Raw genomic sequence first — 12821 nt, 5'->3', positions numbered from 1 at the left:
TTGAACTGGTTTTATATCCATAGCGTGTTGCCACAATTTTATCAGGCCACGCTTAGCACATTAAAAATTTCCTTTATCAGTATTCTGCTGTCGATTGTGGTTGGATTGCTGTGTAGTGTGATTTTGAACAATCGCATTTTTATACTCGATAAAATCGTCACGATCTACATCGAACTGTCCCGTAATACGCCTTTACTGATTCAGTTATTTTTCTTGTACTACGGTCTGCCCAAACTCGGTATCAAATTAGAAGGATTGACCTGCGGCATCATCGGCTTAACGTTCTTAGGCGGAAGTTATATGGCAGAAGTGTTTCGTGCAGGGTTACAGTCTGTATCGAAAGGGCAGATTGATTCAGCCAAGAGCGTAGGGTTAAGTTCATTTCAGGTCTTTCGTTATGTGACTTTGCCACAAGCTTTGGCGCTGTCTATTCCTGCCATTGGCGCAAATTGTTTGTTTTTGATTAAAGAAAGTTCAGTCTTGAGTGCCATTGCCATCGTTGAACTGTTATTTGTCACCAAAGACTTGATTGGTATGGATTATAAAACGACAGAGGCCTTATTTTTATTGATCTGTGCTTACCTCATTATTTTATTGCCTGTCTCTGCATTGACCCGTTATCTCGAATATCGAAGTAGGAGAATCAGTCATGGGGCTTGATTTCCTCTTCCAACCCAGCCACCTGTTCAGACTGCTTCATGGCTTATGGGTCACCATTCAAATTGCATTGATTTCAGTTGTTTTATCTGCAGTATTGGGTGTGATTTTTGGGGTGGTCATGACCTCTAAAAATCGGATGATCAAAGTTTTAAGTGGACTGTATCTAGAAGTCATTCGGGTGATTCCGATTTTGGTTTTACTGTTTGTTTTTTACTTTGGGTTTGCAACGTGGTTGAACTGGCAGTTTTCGGCTTTTTGGGTGTGTGTGTTTGTGTTTGTCCTCTGGGGCACGGCAGAAATGGGCGATTTGGTTCGTGCAGGCATCACCTCCATTGATCAGCATCAACGTGATTCGGCTGCTGCTGTTGGACTGAGTGCATTGCAAGTGTTGATATTTGTGGTGTTTCCACAAAGTCTAAAACGAATTACGCCAGGTGCGATCAATTTGTTTACTCGAATGGTGAAAACCAGTTCTTTGGCGGTATTAATTGGCGTGGTTGAGGTCTTAAAAGTTGGGCAGCAAATCATTGAAAATTCGTTATTGATTGTGCCGAATGCCTCACTTTGGATGTATGGACTGATTTTCTTTTTGTACTTCGTCATTTGTTATCCATTGTCATTGTTATCACGTCATTTAGAAAAAATCTGGGAATAGGTAGCGAAGCGATGGCATTACTTAAAATTGAACAGTTAAAAAAATCATTTGGCGATAAACCAATACTGAATGGCATTGACCTAGAGCTGAGTCAAGGCGAAGTCGTGGTGATTCTTGGCCCATCGGGTTGTGGCAAAAGTACATTATTACGTTGTATCAATGGATTGGAATCCATTCAAGAAGGACACATCATTTTAGACAAGGTAGGTGTGCTAGGTCAGGATTTAGGGTGGAGTGCTGTCCGTCAAGACATTGGGATGGTATTTCAAAATTATGAATTATTTGGTCATATGAATGTCATTGATAACATTTTATTGGGGCCTATCAAAGCGCAAAAACGCACACGTATCGAGGCTGAACACGTGGCAGACGTACTGTTGAAACGTGTTGGGCTATTTGATCGAAAGCTTGACTATCCGCGTCAGCTCTCAGGGGGGCAAAAGCAGCGCATTGCGATCGTGCGCTCTTTGGTGATGCAGCCCAAAGTTATGCTGATGGATGAAATCACCGCAGCACTAGATCCTGAAATGGTGCGTGAAGTTTTAGATGTGGTTTTGGGTCTCGCGCAAGAGGGCATGACCATGTTGATTGTGACCCATGAAATGGGCTTTGCACAAAAAGTGGCAGATCGGATTATTTTCATGGATCAGGGCAATATCATTGAAGAATCCACGCCAGATACCTTTTTTAGTCAGCCAAAAACAGAACGTGCCCGATCATTTTTAAATATTTTAAGCTACTAAGAACAAGGATAAATATGAAAACCATTCCATTTTTGAGTTTTAGCACTGCGCTTTTGATCAGTGCATTTTCACTGACTGCATGTCATAAAAACACAGAGGGTAAAGCCCATCAGGCGGCTTCCTCGGAATCAGTCTCTACTATTGATCAAATCAAAAAAAATGATGTGATTCGAGTCGGGGTTTTTGCCGACAATCCACCGTTCGGTTATGTCGATAGTCAGGGCAAGCATCAAGGGTTTGATGTTGCTTTGGCAAAGCAGGTTGCAAAAGACGTATTGGGCGATGAAAACAAAATTGAATATGTGGTGACTGAAGCTGCAAATCGGGTGGAATTTTTAAAATCAGATAAAGTGGATGTGGTGTTTGCCAGTTTTTCAGTGACTCCAGAACGAAAAGAAGTGGTTGATTTTGCAGAACCTTATTTAAAAGCGTCACTTGGCATCACGTCTCCAAAAGCGAAACCGATTAATGACATCAAACAACTGGAAAATCGCACCTTGATTGTCAACAAAGGCTCGAGTTCAGACAGCTTCTTCACTAAAAATTATCCCACTATAAAACTACTTAAGTTTGAACAAAATACCGATGCATTTAATGCACTCAAAGATGGTCGAGGCGATGCGATTTCGCAAGACAGCACCTATGCGTTCGCGTGGGCTGCGCAAAATCCTGACTATGTGGTCGGTATTGCAAAGATAGGCAATGAGGACTTTATCGCGCCTGCCGTGAAAAAGGGCAATACCGAACTGCTGCATTGGCTGAATAGCGAAATCAAGCAGTTAAGAGCTTCAGGCGAAATACAGAACATTTATAACCAAACTTTAAAACCAATTTATGGCGATAGTATCGATGCCAAAATTTTCTTAGAGGTCAATTCGAAATAGGATCTTCAAATGAATACTGAGTCACCTGAACTTAATAATTTAAAAAAATGATTTAAAAATTATGAAACACAAGAGGAATATTTTATGAACATTGCAGTTAATTTAAAACATGCACTACTGACCTCTCTCATAGCTTTAGGCAGTTTAGGTTTGGCCGCATGTAATCCAAGTAGCACCCCCAAAGATCAGCTTGATCAAGATACAGCAGCTTCATCAAGTATTGAACAAATTAAAAAAAATGGAGTGGTACGTATCGGGGTGTTTAGTGATAAACCGCCGTTTGGATATCTGGATGCACAAGGCAAGAATCAGGGCTTTGATGTGGAAATCGCTAAACATGTGGCCAAAGACTTATTGGGAGATGAAAACAAAGTCGAATTTATACTGACTGAAGCGGCAAATCGGGTGGAATACTTAAAGGCCAATAAAGTCGATATCATCTTTGCTAATTTTACCGTGACACCTGAACGTAAAGAAGTCGTGGATTTTGCTCAGCCTTATCTTAAGGTGGCTTTGGGTGTAGTTTCACCTTCAAGCCATGTGATTACAGATATTACTCAGCTCAAAGGTCAGACCCTATTGGTCAATAAGGGCACAACCGCGGATTCCTTTTTCACCAAACAGCATCCTGAAATTAAATTACAAAAATATGAACAAAATACAGAAACCTTTGATGCCTTAAAAGACAAGCGTGGCGTCGCTTTGGCGCATGATAATTTATTGGTTCTGGCTTGGGCGAAAGAGAATCCTGATTACACTGTGGGGATCACCAATTTAGGTGAGCAAGACTTCATTGCACCTGCCGTTCAAAAAGGTAATAAAGAATTGCTGGATTGGTTGAATAAAGATTTGCAGAAACTTTCTCAAGAGGGTGTGATTCAACAGGCCTATGAGAAAACGTTGAAGCCTGTTTATGGAAATGGGATTTCTGAAAAAGATCTGTTGGTTGAATAATGGTTGCATTGCATTAATTAAACCGTCTTATGGCGGTTTTTTATTTGTTGAGTGTTAATACTATATTGATATCATAAGGCACAACATAGTCAGCTCCATGTCAAAGCGCTATCATAGTGTGAATTGGCATTTGGGTTGAACTATGAAAATCGTTGCAGATGAAAATCTAGCATTTACCGACTACTTTTTTTCTGAATTTGGGCAGATCAATCACACAGCAGGGCGTACGCTTAGCCATGCAGATGTGAAAGATGCACAAGCACTTTTGGTTCGTTCAGTCACTCAAGTCAATGAAGCATTAATTCAAAAAACAGCCTTAAAGTTTGTGGGGAGTGCAACGATTGGCACGGATCATCTCGATATTCAAGCTTTAGAAAAGCAGAAGATTACTTGGTCAAACGCAGCAGGCTGTAATGCACAAGCGGTTGCAGAATATGTGATTAGCGCATTACTTTATTTAAAACCTGAACTGATTGATGCGAATGAAAGCTTTAGTTTAGGCATTATTGGTTTGGGCAATGTAGGCACTAGACTCGCCTATATGGCTGAGCTTTTGGGCTGGAAGGTCATCGGAACTGATCCATTTACACAGCATGAAAACATGATACAAGTTGATTTTGAACAGTTGCTAGAGCAAGCCGATGCGATTTCGATTCATGTGCCATTGACCCATTCAGATGAACATGCGACGTACCATTTAATGGATGCTGAGGCGTTGGCAAAAATGAAGCCGCAAAGTATTTTAATCAATTCAGCACGTGGTCCTGTGGTTGAAGAATCAGCGCTCATTGCTGATATTCAGAATACGCAGCGCCAAGTGGTGCTTGATGTTTTTGAACATGAACCTGAAATTTCAGAACAACTGCTTAACCTCACCTCACTCGTCACACCGCACATTGCAGGCTATAGCCTTGAAGGTAAAGCACGCGGTACGCAAATGATTTATGAGGCTTTCTGCAACACTTTTAATCATGAAGCAAATAAACAGTTTGAAACCCAACTGCCTGTCTGTGAGTCTTTGTTTAAAGATCAAGATTTAAAAGATGTACTGAAATTAAAACTCGCAGAAATTTATGATATTCAACGGGATGATCAAAACTTAAGAGCATGTTTAAAGCATGGAAAAGTGGATCAAAAAGCATTTGATCACTTAAGAAAAACCTATCCGCTACGCCGTGAATGGGCGGCTCATGGAGGGCCTAAAGCGTGAGTAACATAGATGAAATTCAATACCAACCCACTTGTGACCTAAAAGCCATTCAAGCACGTGCCGAAATGTATGCGCAATTGCGTCAGTTTTTTGCTGAACGTGATGTGATGGAAGTCGAAACACCCGTTTTGTCTCAAGCGGGTGTCACTGATGTACATCTGGCATCGGTTCAAGCTTTGCGCCATATCGGTGGGCGTAAGCAAACCCATTATTTACAAACCTCACCTGAATTCGCCATGAAGCGCTTACTCGCGAGTGGTAGTGGGCCAATTTATCAAATTTGTAAAGTCTTTCGGGATGATGAACATGGGCGTAAACATAACAGTGAATTTACCATGTTGGAATGGTATCGTCCTTCATTCACCCTTAAGGATTTAATGTTTGAGGTAAGTGACTTACTTAATGTAACTATAGCGCACCGTTTTGGTGAAATCCGTCCTACAGTTTTAAGCTATAAGCATGCGTTTATGGATCGCTTGGATCTTAATCCTTTGCAGGCATCTTTGAAGAATTTAAAAGATACTTGTCATCGAGTAGGATTAAACCTTGATTTGGGTGAAGATCGATTGGGCTATATGGATTTATTATTTTCACATATGGTTGAACCGAGTCTTGGATTTGATACGCCAGTCTTTTTAACTGATTTTCCACCTGAAATGGCATCACTTGCCAAAACCAGAATTGATGAAGATGGAGAGCTGGTTGCTGCGCGTTTTGAGCTTTACATCGAGGGCTTGGAGCTGGCGAATGCATACGATGAATTGATAGATGCAGAGGTTTTACGTTCACGCTTTGAAGCAGACAATGCAGAGCGTAAAAAGTTGGGTTTACATGTGATGCCTTTAGACGAATACCTTTTGGCGGCATTGCCCGACATGCCTGAATGTTCTGGAATTGCTTTGGGGATTGATCGGTTACTCATGGTTGTGACAGAGAAAATGAAACTTGAGCAAGTGGTAACTTTTCCGGCTGAACGATCTTAAATCAATTTTCAAAGGCAGCCCAAATTCGACCTTATCGTTGTATTCGGGCTATGATCAAAACGTATATAATCAGATCGCGTATAATGAGATCACGATCTTAAAATAATCTAAGAATAATAAGGGCAGAGTATGGATGTTCAATTAAGAAAAATAGCGATATATCGATCACTGCACTGCTCTCAAATATCAAATCTCTCAAATCAACTTTCTAAATCTGAATTTATACACTCAGGATCAATGGCAACCTTAGATGTTATTCAACATTTGGGATATGTCCAGATTGATACCATTTCAGTGGTTGAGCGTGCCCATCATCACGTACTTTGGAATCGTGTACATGACTACCAAAAAGATCATATAAATACATTACTGGAAAATAAACAGATCTTTGAGTATTGGTTTCACGCAGCGTCATATATTCCCGTACGTGATTATCGATTTGCGCTAAGACAGATGAATTCGGTAAGACGGGGTGAAAGTAAATATTTTAATCGAGGTAATGAATCTCTGATGCAAGAGATTTTAGCAAGAGCAAAATCAGAAGGGGAGATAAAATCACGGGATTTTGTAGCTAAAAATGAAAAGTCAGCCCACACATGGTGGAAATCAAGTTTGGTTAGAAACTCTATAGAGCAACTCTATATGCAAGGGGATTTAATGGTCTTTAAGCGTTCAGGGAGTGAAAAGCATTATGCACTGACTGAAGATTTTTTGCCTTCAGATGTGGATCTGACAAAGCCTTCCTTAGATGAGTATGCACGTTATTTATATGACACCGTCAAAAGGTCGCATGGCGTATTTACTTGGAAACAATTGGTCCATTTAAAAACCGGCGCTGAGCTTAAAAAGACCATGCAAAAAGTCATCGATGAGCAAATCGATGCGAACTTGATTCAACAGATGAATCTCGCTTCAGGTGAATCAGTGTATGTGGATGTGGAAGGAATCGAACAAATCCCTAATATTCAAAAAGTGGTAAAAGTCCTTTCTCCTTTTGATAATCTCGTGATCCATCGTGATCGTTTAATGGTATTATTCAATTTTGACTATCGTTTAGAATGTTACGTCAAACCAGAAAAACGTAAATATGGCTACTTCAGTTTGCCTATTCTTTATGGCACAGATTTTGTTGCAAAAATAGATTGTAAGGCGCATCGCGCGCAAGGTATTTTGGAGATTCTTAATTTTCATTTGCAAACAGTAATTCAGCATAAAGCTGATTTTATTGAGCTACTCACTGTGGAGCTTCAGCGCTTTGCGGAGTTTAATCATTGTCAGCTCGATCCAGATTTTCATCAAAAGTTAAAACTATAAAATTTCGGTGTAAATATTCTTATGTCTTTTAGTGTTTTTCTTTCATTTGTGCTTTATTCATTCGTCACTTCAGTCACGCCTGGACCCAATAATATTATGCTCGCTGCATCTGGGGTGAATTTTGGCTTTAAACGGTCGATTCCTCATATTTTAGGCATTGGTTGTGGCTTTGGTTTTATGGTTGCAGTCGTAGGCTTGGGCATAGGATCATTACTGAGTTCAAATGTCATTCTCTATGAGTGCTTGAAAATTATTGGCATCACATACTTACTTTACTTGGCTTATAAGATTTATAGTTCAGGTGGGATGGATACAAATGCCAAGCAGCCTAAACCGTTGACTTTTATACAGGCTGCCATGTTTCAATGGGTGAATCCAAAGGCATGGGTGATGGCTTTAGGAGCGGTGACGACTTATTTGGCAGCAGATAGCGCAGCGTATTGGTATTTGATACTTGGTTTGACCTATGGTCTAGTGGGCATACCGAGTACAGGTGTGTGGGTACTTATCGGTGAAAAATTGCAGAGCGTAATTCATGATGCTAAGCGCCTAAAAGTATTTAATACGACGATGGCACTTTTATTGATCGCATCTGTCATGAAGCCAATGTGGGATTCTTTATTTTTTATTGTCGCGTTAGTCAGTGAGCTTTGAGTTTAATGATTCATTTTAAATATATTCCAATGTAATTTAATGCCTAAAACACTAATCAAAATGAATGTACTTCCAATGAACTGCAAGCTTGTGAGTCGATGATCAAAGAATAAGTAGTCGATGAGTATGGTTGAGATAGGATAAATAAATGACAATATGGCAATGTTATTTAAAGGGATTTTTTTAATCGCAGAATACATGAGGAAATAGAGTAAAGCTGTGTGAACGACACCAAGACAAATGATAAATATCCACTGATTTTCAGTAGGCGATAAATCAATAAGGTTTGCAAATGGAAAAAGTGCAATTGCACCACTTATTGTTTGAATCAGAACAAGTAATAAAGGAGGTGTATTGTTTAATTTTTTAGTGATTAATACAGATATTGAGTAAAGTGTTGTCGCAATGAGGACTAAAACTAAACCAAAGAGTTGATTGTCGTCAAATTTAAAATTTCCTAACCCAATAATAATGATTAATCCAATGAATGCTAAAACTGTCCAAGCTATATCATTTTTCTTTATATTGTCCTTAAAGAGGATTGCACCCAAGAATAAGATAATAAAAGGGTTAACATGATAGACAATTGTTGCTAAAGAAATAGAGGTTTTAGGAAAGGCTGCAAATAGTAAGGCCCAATTGAAAACAATGAGTAGTCCTGAGATGACCATGAACATAAGATCTTTAATATTGAAATATTTTTTACTAAAGTGACCGTAAAAATAGCAAAGAGGAATTAAACAAAGTGCAGCAATGAGACAGCGGAAAAAAACAATATTGATCGGTGACTGTCCTGACTTGATGACAAATAGTCCAATACTTCCTGATAGAAGCATTGCGATGACCATTTCTATCGTTCCAATCCTTTTTGTTAATTCTTTTTCACTCAAAATGATCACCAATTGGGTGTTTGCTCTTTAATTAACTAATAATTTTCATCGGATATTGAATTAGATGATTTAATAACTTAGCAAGAGCTTTATAAAAGATTTGAAATCATTTTAGATTAAAGATCATAGTACTCAATTTTAAAATTATTGAGGTATCGAAAAGGTTAAATCAAAAGAAGGATTTTTGCTTTGTTTATATTAAAACATTCATAAAATTAAGTTAGGCAATCAAAAAAACCCCACACAATGTGAGGCTATTGGCTTTGATTAACTGTGATGGATATGTGCTGAAAACTCTTGTTTTAGCTTACCTAAAGCTTCAATACGCTTTTGGATCAACATTTCCCCAATGTCAGGTCCTTTAATCTCAGGTGGCAGATCAGATGCTTTAATATCACGCACCAATTGCATGGCTTCTGTCAAATAACGCGCTTGTGGATAATCTCGGTCTTCTAAACCCAAACGACCTTTGGCATCACATTCACAGGCTTGAATAAATGCTTCAACGCGTTCAGGACGACGAAGTACATCCAAGCGTTGCAGTAAACGCCACAATGTTCCTGCTTTTAAGGTGAAGGCTTGATGGCTTTTTAAATGTTCTTTACATACGGCCAAAGCCAGCTGCTTGGTTATTGTCGGGACTTTCAAACGATCACAAACTTCAGTGACTGGTTGTACGCCGCGCTCTTCATGCATGATATGGCGCGGTAATTGATCTGCAGGCGTTAAGGCTTTGCCTAAGTCATGAACCAATACCGCAAAACGTACGTCTAATGAATAGTTGGCCTTACATGCTTGTTGGAGTGACATCATGGTATGAATACCACAGTCAATTTCTGGGTGATATTCAGGACGTTGTGGTACGCCGTAAAGCGCATCGATTTCAGGAAATAACACCTTCAAAGCACCACACGCTCGCAGGACGTCAAAATACACATCTGCATGCGGTTCCATCAGGGCACGCGAAGTTTCTTTCCAGACCCGTTCAGGAGTCAGTGCTGTTAACTCACCCGAATCTGCAAGTTGTTGCATTAGGGCTAAGGTTTCCTCAGCGACGGTAAAGCCATACTGGGCGTATCGTGCAGCAAAACGCGCAACACGCAGTACGCGTAAAGGATCTTCTGCAAAAGCCTCTGAGACATGACGCAGGATTTTATGATCTAAATCTTTTTGCCCATGATAGGGATCATAGATTTTGCCATCTTCATCCATCGCGATGGCATTGATGGTCAGGTCACGACGGATTAAGTCATCTTCAAGCGAAACGCTGATATCGGTATAAAATTCAAAGCCATGATAACCTTGACCAGATTTGCGTTCTGTACGGGCAAGTGCATATTCATCTTTAGTTTCGGGATGTAAAAAAACAGGAAAATCTTTGCCCACAGGTTGGAAACCTTGAGCCAAAAGCTGATCTGGCGTTGCACCGACCACCACATAATCTTTTTCGTGATAGGGGTGTCCGAGCAACTGATCTCTGACTGCACCACCGACTAAATAAACTTGCATGAAAAAACCTCTATTCTTCAAGCAATCATGCTACAGAATAGAGGTTTTCTCAAGTCACAACAGCAAAGTTAAAGCGTTATTTAAAGCGCCTCTTTCTCATTTTCTTGAATTTCAGCAACTGTCAAAGCCGTCATATTGACTAAACGACGCGTGGTGGCTGTTGGGGTTAAGATATGAACTGGTTTTGCCGCACCGAGTAAAATAGGACCAATGGTTACATTATTACCTGAGGTCGATTTCAACAAGTTGAACGAAATATTTGCCGCATCTAGATTTGGCATAATCAGTAAGTTTGCAGGCCCTTTAAAACGTGAATTCGGGAATGCAAAATGACGGATATTTTCATCCAGAGCAGCATCGGCATGCATCTCACCTTCGACTTCAAGTTCAGGTGTAATCTTACTTAAGATTTCATACACCTTACGCATTTTTTGTGCACTTGGGTCGGTTTGATCTGAACCAAAACTTGAATGAGATAGTAGGGCAATACGGGGGGTAATACCGAAACGGCGCACTTCTTCAGCCGCTAAAATGGTCATTTCTGCCAAGTGCTCAGCGGTTGGATTGGTGTTCACGTAGGTATCCGCAATAAATAAGTTACGGTCATCTAGCATTAAGGCATTTAGGGTAAAGAAGTTGGTCATGCCTTCTTTTTGACCAATAACATTACGTACAAACTCTAAATGAATGTCATAACTTGAATACGTACCACAAAGCATACCATCGGCTTTGCCAAATTTAACCAGCATCGCAGCAATGAGCGTAGAGCGACGACGTGATTCGCGCTGTGCATATTCTTCAGTCACGCCTTTGCGTTGCATGGTCTTGTGGTAGTCTTTCCAAATCAGTTCATAATCAGGATTGTTTTCCTGATCCACAATTTGAATGTTCTCGCCATTTTGCAGACGCAAACCGAGTTTCTTAATATTGGCTTCAATGACCGCAGTACGACCCACCAAGATTGGGAAAGCTAAACCTTCGTCCACCGCAATTTGCACCGCACGAAGCACACGCAAATCTTCGCCTTCTGCATAAGCAATACGTTTAGGGTCAGATTTTGCTTGTGCAAAAATAGGTTTCATAATGAAGGCTGAGTTATATACAAACTCAGACAAACGTTGACGATACGCCGAGAAATCTAAAATCGGACGCGTCGCAACACCAGAGTCCATTGCTGCTTGTGCAATTGCAGGCGCAATTTCAAGAATCAAGCGTTGATCAAGTGGGCGTGGAATTAAATAATCACGACCAAATGATGCCGATTTTTCACCATAAGATGCAGCATCTGCTTCAACATGCGCCATACGAGCGATTGCATATACACAAGCAATTTTCATTTCTTCATTGATCGTGGTCGCACCGACATCGAGTGCACCACGGAAGATGTATGGGAAGCAAAGTGCGTTGTTTACTTGGTTTGGATAGTCCGAGCGGCCTGTCGCCATGATCACATCATCACGAACTTCGTGTGCATGTTCAGGCAGAATTTCTGGATCTGGATTTGCCAGTGCAAAAATGATCGGATCCGCTGCCATTTTCTTCACCATTTCTTTGGTGAGAATACCTGCTGCAGAAAGACCCAAGAACATATCTGCGCCTTCAATTACATCCGCAAGCTGAGACAGCTCAATATCTTGTACATAACGCTTTTTAGAATCATCTAAGCCTTCACGTTTGGTGGTGAGCAACCCACGTGAATCCGCAACGACGATATTTTCTTTTTTAGCACCCAATGCACAAAGCAAATCTAAACATGACAGTGCTGCTGCACCTGCACCTGATGCAACAATTTTAATTTGATCAATTTTTTTGCCATTGAGCTGTAAAGCATTGAGTAATGCAGAACCGACAATGATCGAAGTACCGTGTTGATCGTCATGGAATACAGGAATATTCATGCGTTCACGGAGCTTTTTCTCAATATAGAAGCATTCTGGTGCTTTAATATCTTCTAAATTGATACCACCAAACGTTGGCTCAAGAGAGGCGATGATATCGACAATTTTGTCGGGATCGTTCTCTGCAATTTCAATGTCAAAAACATCGACACCTGCAAACTTTTTAAAGAGAACGCCTTTACCTTCCATAACCGGTTTAGATGCCAAAGGGCCAATATTACCTAAACCCAAAACAGCCGTACCGTTGGTAATGACTGCAACCAAGTTGCCACGTGCTGTATACAATGCCGCTTTTGAAGGGTCTTTTTCAATTTCTAAGCAGGGTGCTGCAACACCTGGAGAATACGCCAGTGCCAAGTCGTGCTGATTAATCAGTTGCTTGCTTGGTGTAACGCTAATTTTTCCTGGCGTTGGAAATTCATGGTAATAAAGTGCTTGCTCTTTTAAAGATTGATCGTCCATCAGAA

At 40.4% G+C, this 12821-nt stretch carries 12 protein-coding genes; 9 read left to right on the top strand and 3 right to left on the bottom strand.

What is annotated here, in order from left to right; all coding sequences use genetic code 11:
• The 9 genes from AMD27_RS10915 (at position 1) to AMD27_RS10875 (ending at position 8057) form a co-directional block, all read left to right on the top strand.
• Positions 1–660: an amino acid ABC transporter permease gene (locus AMD27_RS10915; RefSeq protein WP_067662967.1), complete on the top strand. Its 660-nt coding sequence runs from the start codon at positions 1–3 to the stop codon at positions 658–660.
• The gene (locus AMD27_RS10910) at positions 650–1315 is read left to right on the top strand and encodes an amino acid ABC transporter permease (RefSeq protein WP_067660325.1); all 666 of its coding nucleotides are present in this window, start codon (positions 650–652) and stop codon (positions 1313–1315) included. The genes AMD27_RS10915 and AMD27_RS10910 overlap by 11 nt, the downstream gene beginning before the upstream one ends.
• A gap of 11 nt (positions 1316–1326) precedes the next feature.
• Complete coding sequence (locus AMD27_RS10905) at positions 1327–2058, top strand: amino acid ABC transporter ATP-binding protein (protein ID WP_067660322.1); 732 nt, start codon at positions 1327–1329, stop codon at positions 2056–2058.
• Positions 2059–2072: 14 nt separating this feature from the next.
• Complete coding sequence (locus AMD27_RS10900) at positions 2073–2942, top strand: transporter substrate-binding domain-containing protein (protein ID WP_067660319.1); 870 nt, start codon at positions 2073–2075, stop codon at positions 2940–2942.
• Between the two features lie 84 nt (positions 2943–3026).
• Complete coding sequence (locus AMD27_RS10895; RefSeq protein WP_067660316.1) at positions 3027–3896, top strand: cysteine ABC transporter substrate-binding protein; 870 nt, start codon at positions 3027–3029, stop codon at positions 3894–3896.
• A 142-nt stretch (positions 3897–4038) separates the two neighbouring features.
• Positions 4039–5106 carry a 4-phosphoerythronate dehydrogenase gene (locus tag AMD27_RS10890; protein WP_067660313.1) on the top strand — a complete coding sequence of 356 codons (1068 nt, stop codon included), beginning with the start codon at positions 4039–4041 and terminating at the stop codon, positions 5104–5106.
• Between the two features lie 5 nt (positions 5107–5111).
• Positions 5112–6089 (top strand): EF-P lysine aminoacylase EpmA, encoded by a 978-nt coding sequence (epmA, locus tag AMD27_RS10885; protein WP_416202817.1) that lies wholly within the window; start codon positions 5112–5114, stop codon positions 6087–6089.
• A gap of 237 nt (positions 6090–6326) precedes the next feature.
• Complete coding sequence (locus tag AMD27_RS10880) at positions 6327–7403, top strand: winged helix-turn-helix domain-containing protein (RefSeq protein WP_171254799.1); 1077 nt, start codon at positions 6327–6329, stop codon at positions 7401–7403.
• Positions 7404–7424: 21 nt separating this feature from the next.
• The gene (locus tag AMD27_RS10875; RefSeq protein ID WP_067660308.1) at positions 7425–8057 is read left to right on the top strand and encodes a LysE family translocator; all 633 of its coding nucleotides are present in this window, start codon (positions 7425–7427) and stop codon (positions 8055–8057) included.
• Between the two features lie 2 nt (positions 8058–8059).
• Here AMD27_RS10875 and AMD27_RS10870 read toward each other — a convergent pair whose 3' ends face one another.
• The 3 genes from AMD27_RS10870 to AMD27_RS10860 form a co-directional block, all read right to left on the bottom strand.
• Positions 8060–8905, bottom strand: a complete 846-nt coding sequence (locus AMD27_RS10870) for a DMT family transporter (RefSeq protein ID WP_150115809.1) — start codon at positions 8903–8905, stop codon at positions 8060–8062.
• 309 nt (positions 8906–9214) lie between these two features.
• Positions 9215–10456, bottom strand: a complete 1242-nt coding sequence (locus AMD27_RS10865; protein ID WP_067660305.1) for a multifunctional CCA addition/repair protein — start codon at positions 10454–10456, stop codon at positions 9215–9217.
• Between the two features lie 80 nt (positions 10457–10536).
• The gene (locus AMD27_RS10860) at positions 10537–12816 is read right to left on the bottom strand and encodes an NADP-dependent malic enzyme (protein WP_067660302.1); all 2280 of its coding nucleotides are present in this window, start codon (positions 12814–12816) and stop codon (positions 10537–10539) included.
• Positions 12817–12821 lie beyond the last annotated feature (5 nt).

Origin of the sequence: Acinetobacter sp. TGL-Y2 (assembly GCF_001612555.1) — a bacterium.
Taxonomy (GTDB): domain Bacteria; phylum Pseudomonadota; class Gammaproteobacteria; order Pseudomonadales; family Moraxellaceae; genus Acinetobacter.
Note: the sequence above shows the minus strand (reverse complement) of the source record. Positions and strands in the feature narration are given on the sequence as shown.